This is a genomic window from Legionella maceachernii (assembly GCF_900167045.1).
Lineage (GTDB): Bacteria > Pseudomonadota > Gammaproteobacteria > Legionellales > Legionellaceae > Tatlockia > Tatlockia maceachernii.
The window spans coordinates 16582-35241 of the sequence record NZ_FUXJ01000020.1 but is presented as its reverse complement, the minus strand read 5'-3'; the positions used below and the strand labels follow the sequence as shown (position 1 = coordinate 35241).

Sequence of the window (18660 nt, the reverse complement as noted above, 5' to 3'; positions counted from 1 at the left end):
TTGCGGGCCCTAGGATGTATTGACAAATTGTTAATCAAGAGAAGCAATATCAATCACAAAACGATAACGCACGTCACTCTTTAACATTCGCTCATAGGCTTCATTCACTTTCTGAATGGGGATGAGTTCAATATCAGCGGCAATATTATGCTTACCACAAAAATCAAGCATCTCTTGAGTTTCCTTTATCCCACCAATCATCGACCCACTGACACTAAGACGGCTTTTAATTAAAGAGAAAGCATTGATGGGTACCTCATCTTCAGGAATTCCTACGACTACCATGGTACCGTCACGCTTTAATAAGCCGAGGTATTGGTTCCAATCGATGTCAGAGGAAACAGTACAAATAATTAAATCAAAGGTTCGAGCGAGTTGAGTGAAGGTATTACTGTCGGAAGTTGAGTAAAAATGACTAGCTCCCATGCGTTTTGCATCTGCTTCTTTTTTCATAGAGTGGCTTAGCACCGTCACATCGGCTTTCATGGCATGGGCTATTTTAACGCCCATATGACCTAAGCCTCCCAAACCGACCACCGCCACTTTTTTGTCAGGGCCTGCATGCCAGTGCTTGAGCGGTGAATAAAGTGTAATCCCAGCACACAATAGTGGAGCAGTAGCATCCAAAGGCAAATTTTGCGGAAGGCGTAGCACGTAGTTTTCATCGACGACTATTTTAGTGGAATAGCCACCTTGTGAGAGGCGACTGCCATCTCGCTCCAAGCCATTGTATGTTAATGTCAATCCTTCATCACAATATTGCTCAAGATCCTCCTTGCAATTTTTACAGCGACGGCAAGAATCGACAAAACAACCCACGCCTACTTTGTCCCCCTTTTTGAATTGAGAGACTTTGTTTCCCACTTGATTCACAATGCCAACAATTTCGTGACCAGGGACCATTGGAAATAGCGAGCCACCCCACTCATCCCTTACTTGATGAATATCGGAATGACAAATTCCGCAATAGCTAATATCAATGAGGACATCGTGGTCACCTACTTCGCGGCGTTCGAAAGAGTAGGGCTTTAAAGGGGCTTTTGCTGCTTCTGCTGCATAGCCTTTTACGGGAATCATGGGGATATCCTTAGTCCTTTGAATAGTTCTATCATACTAGGTCTTTACTCAGTATTTTGCAAATCGGCACCTAATGACGAATTTCTGGCTAATATTATAAAAATGGCCAAAGTCCACAAGGAATTATATGAGAAATAATTGTTCAATTAAGATACCATTTGGATGCGAATTTTGATACAATGCGCCGCAATTTTACTACCTTATATTAAGGAGAAATCTTGTCAGACTCTCTCGCGGTGGATTCGAGCGCAATTTTGCCTAGAGGTGATTTAATGGCGTGGGTAGTGTGTTTGTCTGCCGGGTTGTTTTTCTTTTATGAGTTTTTTCAACTCAATATTTTTGATGTGATTAATCAACCTTTACGTGATGATTTTCATTTAGATGCGGCTCAATTAAGCTGGATGTCAAGCACTTATCTATGGGCTGACATTCTTTTCCTTTTGCCTGCAGGAATTATCCTTGATCGTTTTTCAACGCGAAAAGTCATTCTAACTGCAATGCTTGTTTGTGTTGTCGGTACAGTAGGTTTTGGCCTGACAAGCTCGTTTGCTTTAGCCTGCTTTTTTCATTTCCTCTCTGGTATTGGTAATGCATTTTGTTTTCTCTCTTGTGTGGTCTTAGTTTCCCGTTGGTTTCCGCCTCGTCGTCAGGCATTAGTGATTGGCTTACTTGTCACCATGGCTTTTCTTGGTGGAATGATGGCGCATACTCCTTTTGCGCATCTTAATGAATACTATGGTTGGCGGGGTTCTTTACTGATTGATGGTGCTGTTGGTGCTGCATTATTTTTTTGGATTTATTTGGTCGTGCAGGATAGGCCAACCCACGCTTTAACAAGGAAAACCACTCCGCAGCCTGCTGTACTTGCAAGCTTCTCACAATCCCTTACAAATCCACAAAATTGGCTTGCAGGTCTTTACACGTCTTTATTAAATTTGCCAATTATGGTGCTTTGTGCATTATGGGGGGCGAGCTATTTGCAAGTTGTCCACCGCCTGCCGGAATTGGCAGCGAGCAACATTGTCAGCTTAATTTTCATTGGGAGTATCATTGGTTGCCCTTTGGTAGGTTGGTTGTCTGATACTCAGGGGCGGCGTAAGCCTCTCATGATCCTCGGTGCGTTTGCTACTTTATTCACAGTCATTCCCTTGTTTATGAATCTTGATTTATCCCAAACGCAATTAAGCGTACTTTTCTTTGCCTTGGGATTTTTTACTAGTACACAAGTGATTAGTTATCCGTTAATTGCAGAAAGTAATTCATCAGAAAATACAGGTGCTGCCACAGGGATGGCTTCTGTTTTAATTATGGGAGGGGGAGGTATAGGTCAAGTGCTCTTTGGTTTATTAATGCAGCAACATGCAGGGGCTACATCTCAAAACTATACGGTAGCAGATTTCCAATATGCAATGTGGATTTTTCCTTTGGCCGCTGTAGCAGCACTGCTAGCGGTTTTATTAACACGAGAGACTTACTGCAAGAGTTTGTACTGAGGGGCCTTTATGCGGATGGTGGAAGAATATAAAACGAGTGAGCCGGTAGAGAATACATTATTACCGTGGTTAGTTTGTTTTAGTGCATCTTTATTTTTCTTTTATGAATTTATCCAAGGCAATATGTTTGCATCCATTGCCGATAATATTATGCAAGATTTTCATGTGCAAGCTGATAAAATGGCTTATTTATCAAGCATTTATTACGTCTCCAACGTGATTTTCCTGATTATTGCGGGCTTTGTGCTTGATCGATTTTCAGCTAAAAAAACAATTTTAGTTGCCATGTTGCTTTGTGTGTTAAGTACTTTTATCTTGGCACAAGCCCAGTCGTTCTATTTAGCTTTATTCTGTCGTTTCATTACAGGTATTGGTAGCGCTTTCTGCTTTCTTGGGCCTATTCGTCTTGCTTCTCGTTGGTTTCCACCTCAACGTATGGCATTGGTTACAGGAATCATTGTGACCATTGCTATGACGGGTGGGATGATAGCGCAATATCCCCTCACTCAGTTGGTTGCACAAATCGGCTGGCGTGAGGCATTGATTCAGGTCGGTTGGCTTGGAACAATCATGCTCGTTGTGATGTATTTTGGCATCATTGACAAGGTAAAAAATAAAAATCAAAGTACTGTTAAAAAAATTAGTTTGCTCGCTACAGCCAAAAAAGCCTACTTAAACCCTCAAACGCTAAGAGCTGCGCTCTATACAAGCTTGATGAATATGGCCATTGCTGTATATGGCGCTATGATGGGATCGCTCTATTTAATGCAGAAAATGGGTGTGTCAAAAGCAGATGCTGCAGTGGTTAATTCAATGTTATTTTTGGGGGCAATTGTAGGTGGGCCGATCATTGGTTGGTGCTCGGATAAATTGGGTTTGCGTATTTTGCCAATGAAAATAGGCGTATTGGCTTCCTTGGTTACTATGTTGTCAATTCTTTTTATTCCTGTTTCTTTACCTGTGATGAAGATTTTATTCTTTCTATTAGGTTTTTTTACTGCGGCTCAAGTGATCAGCTATGCATTAGTCGCCGAAAGCAGCTCGCCCATGATGACCGCCTCAGCGGTGAGTGTGGTTTCCATTTTGACTCAAGGCGGTTGTGTGGTATACCAAGTGTTGTTCAGCTATTTATTGATGCAACACGGTGAAATGAGGATGTTAGATGATATACCGGTGTATTCATTGGGTGATTATCAATATGCTGCATGGATTTTTCCAATCGGATTAGTGATTGCTCTCTTGGTCTTATTTGGATTAAAAGAAACGTACTGTCGCCAAGCACAAACAGAGGAATAAAAAAAATGTTAGGGCGTGTCTGTATTTTAGTGATGGATTCCATGGGAATTGGAGCAAGTCTTGACGCACACCGTTATGGTGATGAAGGGGCTGATACGTTTGCCCATATACATGAAGCTTGCAGTGCAGGATTAGCCAATAAAGTGGGTTTACGACAAGGTCCTTTGAATGTTCCAAACTTAACCCGTTTAGGACTATATCATACGGCTCTTGCCAGCTCGGGCGTTCGATTGGTTGACTTGGCAGCGATTGAAGAACCTCGTGGCTACTATGGTTATGCGGTTGAGCAAAGTTTAGGGAAAGATACCCCCAGTGGTCATTGGGAAATGGCGGGGGTTCCCGTAACTTTTGAGTGGGGTTACTTTCCTGACCAAGCAAAGTGTTTTCCTAAAAAATTAATTGATGATTTCATTAAGCAGGCGAATTTACCCGGTGTTCTAGGCGAAAAACATGCTTCAGGGACACACATTATTGAGGAATTGGGTGAAGATCATATTAAATCAGGTAAACCTATCGTTTACACTTCGGCAGACAGTGTGTTCCAAATTGCTGCACATGAAGAAACTTTTGGCTTAAATCGTCTCTATGAAATTTGTGAAATTGCTCGCCATTTAGTGGATGAATACCAAATTGGCCGCGTCATCGCGAGACCTTTTATTGGTAAACAAGGTGGTTTTAAACGTACGGGTAATCGTCGTGATTATTCCACTTTACCTCCTGCACCAACGTTATTGGATTTATTAAAAGAAGCGGGGCGAGAGGTCATAGCAATAGGTAAGATTGCAGATATTTTCGCGCATCAAGGCATAACGCAAACGATTAAGGCAGACGGTAACAATGCGTTGTTTGATGCCACTTTAGACGCATTGAAAACCGCTCCCCAAGGAAGTTTAGTCTTCACTAATTTTGTTGATTTCGATTCTTCTTATGGCCATCGTCGCGATGTGGCTGGCTATGCGCATGCACTCGAAGAGTTTGACCAACGTCTTCCCCAATTAATTGATCTTCTAAAGGCGGATGATATAGTTGTCATTACCGCCGATCATGGATGTGATCCCACGTTTCCGGGCACAGATCATACGCGAGAGCATGTACCCATTCTCGTTTTTGGGCCTAAAATTAATAGTCATTTTATTGGGCGTCGCGATAGCTTCGCTGATATAGGCCAAAGTTTAGCTGAGTATTTAAAAATGACTCCTTTATCTCATGGAATATCTTTTATGAGTGAATTCAATTCTTAGTTATCGATAAAATGAACTATCCAACCTTATTTCTAGATTATTGTTTGACTATTGAGATTCGGCTAACCTCGTTGCGCAAAAGCATTTTATATATTTTGTGGGGCACAACCAAGCCGTTAAAAGCGTATGAAATTCTCGATAGGTTATTACAAAGTAAACAAAATGCTAAACCGCCGACTGTTTATCGCGTATTAGATTATTTTGTTGAATGTGGGGTGGTTCATAAAATTGAATCCATTCAATCTTACACGCTATGTCATGAGCCTGAGAAACATTATTCTTCCGAAGTGTTGATGGTTTGCAATGATTGCCATCAAGTCAATGAACTCTACGATCAAGCCATGCATGATTTAGTGCATAAATTATCGAAAGAAAATCGCTTTCATCTTGGGCAAGGTGCTATTGAATTAAAAGGAATTTGTCATCAGTGCCAGCTCGCATCAGCCTAAGTAAAATCCGTTGGACCTTGGCCTAACAAAACTGAATATTTTAAGCAGAGTGCAATGCTGGCTAAGGGCCCAACCTTCGGCGTGTCTGGAAAAGTCTTTAAATTGGACAAAAAATTATATTCTGGCCATTGATTTTTTTTTGTTAATCCCCATTTCAGAAATTCAATCTGTGATGGGGATATGCTTTGGAACAATATCGAGGTACAACTATCCTGTCTGTCAGACGGGGAAAGAAAGTGGTTATCGGTGGCGACGGACAAGTCAGCATGGGTAACACAGTCATGAAAAGTAATGCGCGTAAAGTGAGGCGTTTGTATAAAGACTCTGTGATCGCGGGCTTTGCCGGGGGGACTGCGGATGCATTCACTTTATTTGAGCGTTTTGAAAAAAAACTAGAGATGCACCAGGGCCATTTAGTGCGTGCAGCAGTCGAATTAGCCAAAGATTGGCGCACCGATAAAATTTTGCGTCGCTTGGAAGCGCTATTAGCTGTAGCCGATCGTAAGGCTTCACTGATCATTACCGGAAATGGAGATGTCATTGAGCCCGAAGAAGGATTAATTGCTATTGGTTCTGGAGGTCCTTTCGCTCAGTCAGCAGCGCGAGCCTTAGTGGAAAATACTAAATTATCAGCTCTGGATATCGTGCGCAAAAGTTTGAATATTGCGGCTGACATTTGCATTTACACCAACCATAATTTAACTATCGAAGAATTGGATACTGACAGTGAATAATACAATGATGACTCCAAGAGAAATCGTGCAGGAATTGGATAAGCACATTATTGGTCAGGACGATGCTAAAAGAGCCGTTGCGATTGCTTTGCGTAACCGTTGGCGACGCATGCAAATTAAAGATGCTACGCTGCGCAACGAAATTATGCCCAAAAATATTTTAATGATTGGGCCAACCGGCGTAGGTAAAACCGAGATCGCCAGGCGATTAGCAAAGCTTGCTCAAGCCCCCTTTGTGAAAGTGGAGGCTACCAAATTTACAGAGGTCGGTTACGTAGGACGTGATGTAGACTCTATTATTCGTGATCTCGCTGATATTGCTGTTAAGCAAGAACGCGAACGAGCGATGAAAAAAGTTGAAAATTTAGCAGAAGATGCTGCTGAAGATCGGGTTTTGGATGCACTATTACCACCAGCAAGAGGCAGTTTAGCGCCCAGTGAAAAAGAATCCACGACGCGCCAGATTTTCCGCAAGCAATTGCGTGAAGGAGCGCTGAATGAGAATGAGATTGAAATTGAGGTTGCTGCGAATTCAGTGGGTGTGGAAATCATGGCTCCTCCTGGCATGGAAGAAATGACAAGTCAGTTGCAAGCGATGTTCCAGCAAGTGGGCAGCGGGCGTACTAAGACACGTCGCTTAACCGTTGCTAAAGCAATGAAAATTTTGCGTGAAGAAGAAGCTGCCAAGTTAATTAACGAAGAGGACATTAAGCTTCGCGCTATCGAAAACATTGAGCAAAATGGAATAGTTTTTATTGACGAGCTGGATAAAGTTGCTAAACGCGCAGAGAATGGTAGCGGCGGTGATGTTTCACGTGAGGGTGTACAACGTGATCTCTTACCTTTGGTTGAAGGAACCACCGTTTCAACCAAATACGGCATGATTAAGAGTGATCATATTTTGTTTATTGCCTCAGGTGCATTCCATGTTGCCAAACCTTCTGATCTCATTGCCGAGTTACAGGGCCGCTTACCGATCCGTGTTGAGCTGTCTGCACTCAGTGTTGAAGATTTTGTGCGTATTTTAACTGAACCCAGTGCTTCTTTGACTGAACAATATGCTGCGCTAATGGCGACTGAGGGGTTAAATTTAACTTTTGCAGAGGCAGGTATTCGACGAATTGCCGAAGTTGCCTGGAAAGTGAATGAGCGTACCGAAAATATTGGGGCTCGTCGCCTTTATACTGTGATGGAGCGTTTGTTAGAAGTGGTGTCTTTCGAGGCCACAGATAAAGCGGGTCAATCCGTGCATGTAGATGCTGCTTATGTCGATACTCACTTAGGGAAACTGGTCGATGATGAGGATTGGGCACGTTATATTTTATAAGTAAAATGAGCCAAGAGAAGTTGATTTTGTAGGTTGGAGCCTTGGCCCAGCCTACTTTTTGTTGCAAAAAACTGTTGTTTTAATTGAAAACCCTATAAGGGATAATGAATTTATGGACGAATCAAAGCACAATGATTTGAACATGCCAGAGCCAATCAGTACATACCTGGTAATGACTTTAAATCAAAGAGGACCTGTATCAAGTTATCTTGACGATTACGCTCAACAATTTATTCACTTTGCAGTACAACAAAAATCACCCGTGCTCGAGCTTGGCGCCGCTTATGGCTTTGTTACCATTGCGGCTTTGACAGCAGGGGCTACGGTGATTGCGAATGACATTGAACCTCGCCATCTACAGATTTTATATAACCGCACACCCAAAGAATGCCGTGATCGCCTCAGTTTACTGCCAGGGGAATTTCCATCCAATTTAAATTTGGCTAATGAGAGCATTGCGGGCTGTTATATTTCTCGCATGCTGGGTTATTTGGAGCCCGCCGAATTGCAGCAAGGGATGGAAAAATTGTTTCTTTGGCTTAAACCTGGCGCGAAATTATTCGTTTTAGCTTCTCCGCCTTACCGGTCTCTCTATAAGGCAATTATTCCGATTTATGAACAAAGAATAAAAGATAATGAACAATGGCCAGGTTATTTTACTAATCTAAAAAACCTCCTTGAGGAAAGGCTGCGGCGTTATGTCCCTAATAAACTGCATTTTTTAGATGAAAAAATATTATCGAGAGAGGTGGAACGGGTGGGATTTATTGTCGAAAAGGCCGAATTGTATGCACGTCAAGACCTACCGGAAAAAGCACAGTATGATGGACGAGAAGGTATTGCAGTTATTGCCAGAAAACCCTAGAGGTGGTATCCATTAGCGATTTAGCCGATTGCAAGCATTAGGAGTTCTTTCTTGAATCACGATCGAATGAATAAAAATGCACGCTGCTATTACGAAAGTGCTAAAAAATTCTTTTTGCCGGTAGAGGAAATACCTCAGATTGAAGGGTTTAGATTAAAACTTGGAAAGAAAAATTACTATTTTTGTGGTAGTGGCACTCCCCTTAATGATTGCAGTTGCATACACGTAGCTCGAAATAAATACATAATGAATAAGTTGCTTGAGCAAGGGGGATTTCCCGTACCTAAAGCCACTTTTATCCACATTTCAGAATATGAGGACGGCTTGCTTGAAGAAAAAATAGCCGATTTAAAATTCCCTCTTGTGGTTAAACCCCAAGCAGGTAAATTAGGCCAGGGAGTATTGTGTAATATCAAATCGCTAGAGCAATTAAGAAAATACGTGGATGATATTATTGCTGTTTATGAGTTCATCTCTATTGAAGAATTTCATGGGAATTTAAATTCTTACCGCATATTGGTTTTCAACGGGCGCATTCTCGGCGTCATTCAGCGTTATCCTGCGCATGTAGTGGGGGATGGTAACCACACCTTGCAAGAACTTATCGATTTCGCGAATAGTCAACGAGTAAAAAAAAGCAATACACTAGGTCCAATTGTTGTGGATGAGGAATGTCAGATCAAGTTAGCTGAACTGGGTGTCGATCTCAACTATATTCCGAAAAAGGATGAGCATGTGAGCTTATGTTATACTTGCAATGCGACCCGAGGCGGTACTTATAAATCCATTGAAAAAAATATAAATAGTGAGAATAGCAGGCTATTGATTCGTGCTGCCGCGCAATTAAATCTAAAATTAGTAGGATTTGATGTCCAGTGTGTCGATATTAATATCCCCATTGAAAAATCGCATGGAGTCATTATTGAAGCCAATGATGGTCCAAGCGTAAGAATCCATGAGTACCCCTTGGAAGGTAGAGCTGTGCCTGCGAGTAAAAAAATCATCCGCAGTTTTCTTTTCCGGCACCCAATTGCCTATTTAGAGGTATTGTATAAAAATAAATCGACAGCACCCTACCTAAGAAGTTTACTTGTGCTCTTTCTTGTGACCCTGATTTATTTCACAGTTTTTCGATAGTTACTGAGGCCTCTCTGATGAACCATCCTCGGCCGGATTATCATCTTCTGGCAAATCACCGGTTGCTGCCTGGTTCAATTGTGCTTCGGCTGGATTTTGTTGGGAAGTAAACAATCGATAAAGAGGTCGTGCACCTAAACTAATAACATCCAATATCTTATCTAGGAGTGATCGTTCAAACCAGGTTGGGCCATTTTTTTGAATTTCTTCAACAGCGTTTTTTACGACTTGTTTCACTGACGGCGAAAGTTCCTCACTTTGATTAGCAACCAGGGCAATCGTTGCTAATGCCAATTGTCTTTGTTCAACAGCACGATGATCTCTGTCTGGGTAAGTTTTTTCTTCTTCTGCTCTATGATGGTTGAGGTATTGCTGGTAATTTTCTACTATTTTCCTTAACTTAATGAGCTTCTTATCTTCGGTGGGAATAGGGGTCTCAGTTGAAACGGCAGGCACGGACAATTGAGCAAACTCCTCTGCTTGAGAGAATATCGGTGCCATTTGGGCAGTAAATAATTCAGTTTCACCTTTAAAATGCAAATAAAAAATGGTACCGAAAGTGGTATCAGTAGTAGATTGAGTTTCTAAAAATCTAGAGGCCTCTTTTTTAAAATGCTCCGGCGTTAAGGGTTCAGGCTGCCAAAATGATTCGTAAAATTTATTAAATTCTTTCGTTCTAAACTTAGTTAAATCATAGGGTTTATCTTGATCTTTAGTGGCGAGAGTATACCCATGTGCAACATATCTCTCGCGCATGTTTAATCGGTCTTCTATGAATTGTTGTTCAAGCACACCTCTATGCACATTACCTTTAAGACGTGCGTAATATTCGATAAAAGTGATTGTTTCAAATTCGATCAATGCCTCTTTAACCATTTTTTCACGGTAATAGGCCGTTGCTTGAGATAAAATAGCTTCTGTGGAAAAAGGTTTACTCGGGTCATTATGGTAATTATGAAGGTATTCGCGAGTAGCACGATCGAGGCATTGGCTAAAAATGGATTCGTGTTGTTCCTTAATTAATTTTTTTAAGCTACCCTCTTCTTTAGCTTCTTGCGTGTGATTTTCGACAAAAGTTTCAATACAATCCTTACAGCGAAAGGCGCAAAGCGTATATGCTGCATGCCTGGTTTCTGCTTCTTTTCGCTCATATTCCGTCGTTCCAGAATCGTCCACTTCGAGGTTCTTAAGCTGAAAATTTAACCAACGAAGCTCGATTTCCGGATAAGAACTAAAAGAGAGCTGTGATTGGAGTTTATCGGCCTCACCTTCAGCTAAAATGGCGCGAGCGCTTTCGGAAGAATTATCCATTAATACCTTTAAACGAGCTAGATTATTTAACTGCTTAACGATATCATTCATAATTTGCTCACATTGATTCCTTGATGAATTAATTGTATCAGTTGAATATTAAGTAAACATTACGTGGAAAAGCCCTTTATGGCATTTTGAGGAAGTCTAATCCATAGGGCTTTAGCCAAAATTATTGAGTATTCTGTATTAATTAGAGTCATTCCAGATATAATAGGGTTCTTTTCATCATTAAAAGCAGTAAAAACCATGATCGCTTTGCTAGAAGCTTACCGTGCCGGTTTATTACGACGGCAAAATTGGTTACCTAATGTTATTTCCGGAATTATAGTAGGCGTTGTGGCTTTGCCTCTTGCAATGGCTTTTGCTATCGCATCTGGCGCTAAGCCTGAGCAAGGAATTTATACAGCCATCGTTGCTGGTTTTTTGGTTTCTGCCTTTGGAGGAAGTCGGTTACAAATTGCAGGTCCCACGGGGGCCTTTATTGTTTTGCTGGCGGGCATTACAGCCAAATATGGAATAGAGGGCCTGCAAATTGCGACCTTAATGGCCGGAGCGATTCTATTTCTATTAGGCCTTGTGCGATTTGGTGCGGTTATTAAATTCATACCTGCTCCGGTCATTGTTGGCTTTACATCGGGTATCGCAATGATTATCTGGGTCGGTCAATGGAAGGATTTCTTTGGTTTGCCTGCCGTCTTTGGAGAGCATTTCCATCAAAAATTTTGGTCTTTGTTGCAGGTATTTCCACAATTGAATCCTACAACCACAGCGCTTGCTGTCTTATCATTGCTGCTGGTTATTTTTTCCCACCGATTGCCAGGGATGAAGCGCGTGCCTGGCCCTTTAGTTGCTTTAGTGGTGGCAACAGGTTTAGAAGCTTATTTTCAGTTTGATGGTGTAGCGACCATTGGCAGTACTTTTGGAGGGATTCCGCAAGGATTACCTTCATTCCATTGTCCTGAGCTTAGTTTGGCACGTCTCACTGAATTGATTGGTCCTGCCTTTGCTATAGCAATGCTTGGCGCAATAGAATCCTTGCTCTCAGCGGTTGTTGCTGATGGAATGGCTGGCACGCAACATAATTCTAATCAAGAATTAATCGGCCAAGGCCTGGCGAATATTGCAGCCCCTTTATTCGGTGGATTTGCTGCCACAGGTGCTATTGCGCGCACAGCCACTAACATTCGCAACGGAGGCTCTAGTCCACTTGCGGGAATGATCCATGCGCTGACTTTATTAGTCATTATCCTTTTCCTGGCGCCTTTGGCTGTTTATGTGCCGTTAGCAGCACTCGCTGCCATTTTGTTTGTGGTAGCTTGGAATATGAGCGAAGCCCGTCATTTTGTGAAAATGGTTAAATGTGCCCCACGTGCAGATGTTGTCGTGTTATTGCTAACCTTTGGATTGACTGTGTTTGTTGATTTAGTTGTTGCAGTGAATGCCGGTGTTATCTTAGCAACCTTACTATTTTTGCGACGTATGGCACACAGTGTTGAAGTGCTTCAGGTGGATGATAAGACGTTGCATCATGAATTCAAAACGTTAGGAGTAAAAGAAGTTCCAGCGCATGTTCAAGTATTCAAAATGGAAGGCCCCTTTTTCTTTGGGGCGGTTGAAAATTTTGAGCAAGCACTTGCAAAAACCCCTGCTGAGCCAAGCTTGCTGATTATTCAATTAGGTTGGGTTCCATTTATCGATGTGACAGGTTTGCAAGCTTTGGAAGAGTTCATCATAAAGCGGCACAAGCACCAGGTGCGAGTAATGGTGGCAGGGGCAAATGCTCGTGTGTGGTCTAAGTTAGAGAAGGGAGGTATTATTGGATTAGTCGGAGAAGAGAATGTTTTTGCCACTCTATCTCAGGCATTAGCAACTTGTTCTCAACAAACGAACGAGTCGTTACCACGACCTCATGTGTCAATACCGGAGCTGTCTTGAGTAAATAATTCATGCAAGTTAATGGATAGCGTCTTTTTCAGCTCCCTATCGTTTCTTCTAAACACGGGTCGCCAATGATCCAAGGGTGAACAGTTGAGTTGTTCTAGATCCGTATGAGTAGGTAGGTGATAAGGGAGCTGTTGACTCAATGAATAAAGAGTGATCTCTCTTAGATCTTTGCTGAGCATGAATAACCCATCACTGGTGGTATGAATGTAGCCTAAGCGAGTCAGGGTATTAATCATGTTGTTAATATCAATCGCAAAAGGATGTGTTGTCGAGCTGATAAGCTCATCCAAGCTGAGTCCTTTTCCTTCTTTTTGGCTTTGCCACAGTTGCTGCAACCAAAGCAGAGCATGGGAAAAACCATCCAGAGGTTTGCCCACGCGGCGCTGATGATGTACTGAAAGTGCATAACTTATTTCAGCGCCCAAAAGCGTGATGACCCATAGCCAGTAAACCCAAATGAAAAAAATAGGAACCGTGGCGAAGGCGCCATAGAGTAAGCGGTAACTGTTGTATTGAGTTAGATAATAGGCAAAAGCTTGTTTAGCGGTTTCAAAAAGTATCGCAGCAATCAGCCCTCCCCATAAACCATGAGTGAGTTTTACGGGGCAGTTAGGTACGACTACATATAAAAAGGTGTAGCCCACCAAGGATAAAATAAAAGGGGTAAGGCTCAGCAAAACGGACGGCGATGGGTAATCTTTGATGAAGGGCATCGAAAACACGTAAGAACTAGCAGCTAGGCTTAAGCCCAGAAATACTGGGCCCAACGATAGAATAGCCCAATAGAGCAAGAAAGCAGACACACCATGCCTTGAAGAAGGAGCCCGCCAAATTCGGTTCATCGCCCGTTCAATAGTGACCATAACGAGCAGAGCGGTAAAAAATAAAATGGTCACACCCCAAACAGAAAGATTGGAAACTTGTGTAGCAAATTGATGTAAATAATTTTGGACTGCTTTTCCCGTTGCAGGAACAAAATTTTCAAAAATAAAATCTTGCACAGGTCCCGCTAAATTTTGAAAAACAGGATAAGAGGAGAGAATTGCCAACCCCACTGTCATAAGCGGAATAACAGCAAGCAAACTAGTAAAAGCAAGTGCAGACGCGCGATAAGTGCAGTCATCATTAATAAAATGCTCTGCAACAAAGCGAATAAAGCGTATTCCCTCGTAAAGCTTATTGATAAGCTTTTCTTTTAGATTCATGAAGGTAATATTCCCTCTATTTGCATTTTTCATCCTGTATTACTTTTATAAAAAGCATAGCAGCCTAAGACCTGTGTGCAAGGGCTAACTTTGTTATACTTAACTTTTACGAATTTCGAACTAAGGTATATATTTTCATGATAACTATTTATCATAACCCCCGCTGCTCAAAATCTCGAGCCTGTTTGCAATTATTGCAAAAGACTGGCAAGACAGTTGAAGTCATCGATTATTTGCGCCAACCTCTTTCTCTTGAGTGTATTCGCCATTTTGCTAAGCACTTGGGTCTTAAAGCGCTAGTTCGAAATAATGAGACAATCTATAAAGAATTACAATTAGCGGATGCAGATGAGGAGACGGTACTGCAGGCAATGATTAAACACCCACAACTTTTGCAGCGACCTATTGTCGTCTCTGGTGAAAAAATAGTCATTGCTCGTCCACCTGAAAAAGTGCTGGAGTTCATTAATGACAGATAAAGTGTATGTTTTAGTTTTGTACTATTCTAGAAGTGGGAAAACAGCACAACTAGCCCAATATATTGCTCGTGGAGTGGAGTCAGTCAACGGCATTGAGGCACGGATAAGAACAGTTCCTCCGGTGTCAGCAACCTGCGAAGCAGTTGATAAGCCTGTGCCAGAGAGTGGTGCTCCTTATGCAACTTTAGATGATCTGCGTTATTGTCAGGGACTTGCTTTAGGAAGCCCTACCCGTTTTGGCAATATGGCTTCACCCCTGAAATATTTTTTAGATAGCACCACACCATTATGGTTGGCTGGAGATTTAGTCAATAAACCGGCTTGTGTGTTTTCATCCTCCTCGTCAATGCATGGCGGGCAAGAAACTACCCTGGTGAGTATGATGCTGCCCCTGTTGCATCATGGCATGCTTATCCTCGGATTGCCTTACACAGAACCACTGTTAACCAGTACTATAAGTGGAGGCACACCTTACGGCGTTACGCACGTCGGGGGCGCTACAAATGAGAATGCATTAAGTTCAGATGAAATTGCATTGGCAAAAAACCTAGGAAAGCGATTAGGGTATATCGCTGTTTCTCTAGGAAAAAGTTAGGATTCTATTATGGGGAAGGCGGTGAAGATAATCAGTTTTAATGCCAATGGTATACGCTCGGCTGCGCGCAATGGCTTTTATGACTGGTTGAAGGAGCAAAACGCAGATTTTGTTTGTCTTCAGGAAACCAAAGCGCAAGATTCGCAATTAACGCTAAACGAATTATTCTACCCTGAAGGATATTTTTGCGAATACTACAGTGCGCAAAAAAAAGGATATAGCGGAGTAGCAATCTATGCTCGTCAATCGCCAAAGCGGGTGGTAAGAGGATTAGGGTTTGATTTTTGTGATAATGAAGGGCGATATTTGCAATTCGATTATCCTAAATTAAGTGTAATCTCAGTTTACCTTCCTTCCGGAACTAGTGGGGAAATACGACAGCAAGTGAAATATGAGTTCCTGGAGCGCTTTGAGAAGCATTTAATGAAGATTAAGAATGAGGGGCGGGAGTTAATTCTTTGTGGTGATTATAATATCGCCCATAAAAAGATTGATTTGAAAAATTGGCGAAACAACCAAAAGAATTCAGGGTTTTTACCGGAAGAGCGTGCATGGATGGATAAACTTTTCGGTCCTATGGGTTTTATTGATGCATTTCGAGTACTGAACCAGGAAGAAGAGCAATACACTTGGTGGACGTATCGCAGTCCAACTGCTCGAGATAAAAACATTGGGTGGCGAATTGATTATCAAGTGATTACACCCGGCTTAATGGGTAGCGTGAAAAAGGTAAGCATTGCAAAAGAAGAGCGCTGGTCTGATCATGCTCCTTTAATTATTGAGTATGAGGGAGATTGGTGTGCTTAAACTTGCAAGCTGGAATGTTAATTCATTAAAAATTCGCCTCGAACAGGTTTTAACCTGGTTAGACTCATCAGCGATTGATATTCTTGCGTTGCAGGAAACGAAAATCATCAACGAAAATTTTCCTGAAGAAGCGTTTGCTGAGCGGGGTTATCATTTTGCCTACGCCGGACAAAAAACTTACAATGGGGTTGCGATAATTAGTCGATACCCAATAAGAGATATCGTCACGGATATTCCTGGTTTAGATGATCCTCAGCGCCGCATCTTAGCAGCGACAACAGCAGGAATTCGCCTTATTAATCTCTATGTTCCTAATGGCTCTGAATTGAATTCTGAAAAATATTATTACAAATTAATGTGGCTAGAAAAAGTTTCAGCTTATATCCAACATCAACTGATTCTGCATCCCAAAGTTGCTGTAGTGGGTGATTTTAATATAGCACCAGATGATCGAGACGTTCATGACCCAGTGATCTGGCAAAACTGCGTGTTTGTCAGTCCGGCTGAGCGCAAAGCATTTACTGATTTGCTTGATATGGGATTAGTGGATAGCTTTCGCAATTTTCTTCAAGAAGAGAAATTATTTAGCTGGTGGGATTATCGTGCTGGGGCATTTAGGCGCAATATGGGACTGCGTATTGATCATGTGCTTTTGAATAAAGAATTAACTGCGCTATGCAAACAATCTCAAATTGATAAAGCACCGAGAAAATGGGAACGACCTTCTGATCATGCCCCAGTGTGGGTTGAGTTAGAGCTTGAGTTATTGCCGTAACTAAATTAGAAATTTTTCAAAAAGAAGGTTGCTTCAAATTAAGGATTATGCCTGGCACAAAACAGAAAAATTGATCTATAATTTGATTTCTGTTAATGTGGCGCGTCATTTAGCTGTGAGTATGGTGCCTGACTTAAGGTTCGGGTGGCGATACTCGATTTGAAAGAGAGAGTGGTATGAAAGCTTCAATACATCCAGAATACAAAACAATTAATGTCACCTGCAGTTGTGGCCATTCCTTTGAAACCGGTTCGACACTTGGCAAAGATCTCAATATTGAGGTTTGTTCTCAGTGCCATCCTTTCTATACAGGAAAACAAAAACTAGTTGATACAGGTGGTCGAGTACAACGATTCCGTGATCGCTATAAAAAACGTGGCGAGTAAGACAAAAGCATTAAATTGCCTGTATGCTCTGATTTCACGTGCTGAGTAGCTCATCCTCCTTATGCCTTACATCCCTGCTACCACTGGTTAATCGTGGGATCCAGGGTAGTGAGAGATTTCTGGATCGCGTGGCCAAGACTTGACGCTGAGAGAAGGCAGGTAAATACAAAGATTAATCTGTTTAGACAAAAAAATAGCAGTGGGCGCAATAAATATGCGCCTATTTTTTTAAAAATGGCTGTTCATCTCTGGCGTTTTTCTATATGATTTTCCGCCGGGTTGTTTGAAAAGAGAGTAAGCACTTTGGACAAAGATGTATTAAAGCAACGTGCACTGTATTATCACGAATTTCCAAATCCAGGAAAACTTGCAGTGCAAATGACTAAACCAACTAACTCGCAAGACGATTTATCACTTGCTTATACTCCAGGCGTTGCTGAGCCGGTGCTCGCAATTGCTGAAAACCCGGACGATGTCTTCCGTTACACCGCGAAAGCTAATCTAGTTGCGGTGATGACCAATGGCACAGCAGTTCTTGGCCTAGGCGATGTAGGACCTCTAGCAAGCAAACCGGTGATGGAAGGTAAAGCAGTACTTTTTAAGCGCTTTGCAGACATTGATGTGTTTGATATTGAGATAGATGCAGATGATCCTCAAGCTTTCGTGGCTACAGCAAAACGCATCGCACCAACCTTCGGTGGTATCAATTTAGAAGACATTAAAGCACCAGAATGTTTCGAAATAGAGCAAGCATTAATTGAACAGTTGGATATCCCTGTTTTTCACGATGATCAACATGGTACAGCGATTGTTGTGGCAGCCGGTTTGCTAAACGCGCTTGATTTGCAAGATAAAAGACTTTCCGATGTGAATATTGTATGTATCGGCGCAGGAGCTGCGGGAATTGCTTCTATGCGTTTATTAGTTGCTCTTGGGGCAGATAAAGAAAAAATGCTATTGCTCGATACTAAAGGCGTTATTCATACTGGACGAGAAGATTTAAATCCCTATAAATTTGCTTTTGCTCGTACAACGGATAAGCGTACGCTGGCTGATGCCCTAGTGGATGCTGACGTGTTTATCGGTGTTGCAAAACCAGACTTGTTAAATGCCGAACTTTTACGATTAATGGCGCCTAGACCCATCATTTTTGCTCTATCTAATCCGGATCCAGAAATAAGACCTGAGCTTGCCCGCCGGGTTCGTGATGATCTAATCATCGCAACCGGACGCAGCGATTATCCCAATCAAGTAAATAATGTTCTCTGCTTTCCCTATATTTTTCGCGGAGCGCTTGATGTGCGTGCAACTTGTATTAATCAGTCAATGCAAATTGCTGCTGTTGAAGCAATTCGTCAGCTGGTTCTTGAGCCAGTTCCACAAGTTGTAAAAGACAATTATCCAGGAATGAATAATTGGGATTTTGGTCCAGACTATCTTATTCCAAAACCCATTGATCCTCGATTAAAAGATCGGGTAGCACTTGCTGTTGCCAAGGCGGCTAGAGCGAGTGGAGTGAGTAGAACAGGTTACTGA

Annotated in this window: 18 protein-coding genes; 15 read left to right on the top strand and 3 right to left on the bottom strand. The window is 42.0% G+C overall.

What is annotated here, in order from left to right:
- Nucleotides 1-30 precede the first annotated feature (30 nt).
- Nucleotides 31-1077, bottom strand: coding sequence for an NAD(P)-dependent alcohol dehydrogenase (locus B5D33_RS14200; RefSeq protein WP_058451814.1), 1047 nt, complete (start codon nucleotides 1075-1077; stop codon nucleotides 31-33).
- A 218-nt stretch (nucleotides 1078-1295) separates the two neighbouring features.
- On the opposite strand from B5D33_RS14200, the gene B5D33_RS14195 reads away from it, so the two are divergent.
- The 8 genes from B5D33_RS14195 to B5D33_RS14160 all read left to right on the top strand — a co-directional run bounded on the left by B5D33_RS14195 (nucleotide 1296) and on the right by B5D33_RS14160 (nucleotide 9619).
- The gene (locus B5D33_RS14195) at nucleotides 1296-2570 is read left to right on the top strand and encodes an MFS transporter (RefSeq protein WP_058451813.1); all 1275 of its coding nucleotides are present in this window, start codon (nucleotides 1296-1298) and stop codon (nucleotides 2568-2570) included.
- 9 nt (nucleotides 2571-2579) lie between these two features.
- A complete protein-coding gene (locus tag B5D33_RS14190) occupies nucleotides 2580-3866 on the top strand; it encodes an MFS transporter (RefSeq protein ID WP_058451812.1) in 1287 nt (428 codons plus the stop codon).
- Between the two features lie 5 nt (nucleotides 3867-3871).
- A complete protein-coding gene (locus B5D33_RS14185) occupies nucleotides 3872-5107 on the top strand; it encodes a phosphopentomutase (RefSeq protein WP_058451811.1) in 1236 nt (411 codons plus the stop codon).
- 11 nt (nucleotides 5108-5118) lie between these two features.
- The gene (locus B5D33_RS14180) at nucleotides 5119-5556 is read left to right on the top strand and encodes a transcriptional repressor (protein WP_058451810.1); all 438 of its coding nucleotides are present in this window, start codon (nucleotides 5119-5121) and stop codon (nucleotides 5554-5556) included.
- Nucleotides 5557-5741: 185 nt separating this feature from the next.
- Nucleotides 5742-6290, top strand: coding sequence for an ATP-dependent protease subunit HslV (gene hslV / locus B5D33_RS14175; RefSeq protein WP_058451809.1), 549 nt, complete (start codon nucleotides 5742-5744; stop codon nucleotides 6288-6290).
- A gap of 4 nt (nucleotides 6291-6294) precedes the next feature.
- Nucleotides 6295-7617, top strand: coding sequence for an ATP-dependent protease ATPase subunit HslU (gene hslU, locus B5D33_RS14170; protein WP_234802520.1), 1323 nt, complete (start codon nucleotides 6295-6297; stop codon nucleotides 7615-7617).
- A gap of 112 nt (nucleotides 7618-7729) precedes the next feature.
- Nucleotides 7730-8482, top strand: a complete 753-nt coding sequence (locus tag B5D33_RS14165) for a class I SAM-dependent methyltransferase (protein WP_133141008.1) — start codon at nucleotides 7730-7732, stop codon at nucleotides 8480-8482.
- Between the two features lie 51 nt (nucleotides 8483-8533).
- Nucleotides 8534-9619: a UDP-N-acetylmuramyl peptide synthase gene (locus B5D33_RS14160; protein ID WP_234802519.1), complete on the top strand. Its 1086-nt coding sequence runs from the start codon at nucleotides 8534-8536 to the stop codon at nucleotides 9617-9619.
- Here B5D33_RS14160 and B5D33_RS14155 read toward each other — a convergent pair whose 3' ends face one another.
- The gene (locus B5D33_RS14155) at nucleotides 9620-10981 is read right to left on the bottom strand and encodes a hypothetical protein (protein WP_058451807.1); all 1362 of its coding nucleotides are present in this window, start codon (nucleotides 10979-10981) and stop codon (nucleotides 9620-9622) included.
- A gap of 198 nt (nucleotides 10982-11179) precedes the next feature.
- Here B5D33_RS14155 and B5D33_RS14150 point away from each other — a divergent pair, with 198 nt between their 5' ends.
- Nucleotides 11180-12868 carry a SulP family inorganic anion transporter gene (locus B5D33_RS14150; RefSeq protein ID WP_058451806.1) on the top strand — a complete coding sequence of 563 codons (1689 nt, stop codon included), beginning with the start codon at nucleotides 11180-11182 and terminating at the stop codon, nucleotides 12866-12868.
- Here B5D33_RS14150 and B5D33_RS14145 read toward each other — a convergent pair.
- A complete protein-coding gene (locus B5D33_RS14145; RefSeq protein ID WP_058451948.1) occupies nucleotides 12841-14082 on the bottom strand; it encodes a YihY family inner membrane protein in 1242 nt (413 codons plus the stop codon). The two genes, B5D33_RS14150 and B5D33_RS14145, sit on opposite strands and share 28 nt — an antisense overlap.
- A 137-nt stretch (nucleotides 14083-14219) precedes the next feature.
- Here B5D33_RS14145 and arsC point away from each other — a divergent pair, with 137 nt between their 5' ends.
- The 6 genes from arsC (at nucleotide 14220) to B5D33_RS14115 (ending at nucleotide 18660) form a co-directional block, all read left to right on the top strand.
- Nucleotides 14220-14561, top strand: a complete 342-nt coding sequence (gene arsC / locus B5D33_RS14140; RefSeq protein WP_058451805.1) for an arsenate reductase (glutaredoxin) — start codon at nucleotides 14220-14222, stop codon at nucleotides 14559-14561.
- Nucleotides 14551-15156 carry an NAD(P)H:quinone oxidoreductase gene (gene wrbA, locus B5D33_RS14135; protein WP_058451804.1) on the top strand — a complete coding sequence of 202 codons (606 nt, stop codon included), beginning with the start codon at nucleotides 14551-14553 and terminating at the stop codon, nucleotides 15154-15156. Before arsC ends, wrbA begins: the two co-directional genes overlap by 11 nt.
- A gap of 21 nt (nucleotides 15157-15177) precedes the next feature.
- The gene (locus B5D33_RS14130; RefSeq protein WP_058451947.1) at nucleotides 15178-15963 is read left to right on the top strand and encodes an exodeoxyribonuclease III; all 786 of its coding nucleotides are present in this window, start codon (nucleotides 15178-15180) and stop codon (nucleotides 15961-15963) included.
- Entirely contained in the window at nucleotides 15956-16738 is a 783-nt protein-coding gene (xth, locus tag B5D33_RS14125; RefSeq protein ID WP_058451803.1) for an exodeoxyribonuclease III, read from the top strand. Before B5D33_RS14130 ends, xth begins: the two co-directional genes overlap by 8 nt.
- Nucleotides 16739-16914: 176 nt before the next feature.
- Nucleotides 16915-17124, top strand: coding sequence for a 50S ribosomal protein L31 (rpmE, locus tag B5D33_RS14120; RefSeq protein ID WP_058451802.1), 210 nt, complete (start codon nucleotides 16915-16917; stop codon nucleotides 17122-17124).
- A 303-nt stretch (nucleotides 17125-17427) separates the two neighbouring features.
- Nucleotides 17428-18660, top strand: coding sequence for a malic enzyme-like NAD(P)-binding protein (locus B5D33_RS14115; protein ID WP_058451801.1), 1233 nt, complete (start codon nucleotides 17428-17430; stop codon nucleotides 18658-18660).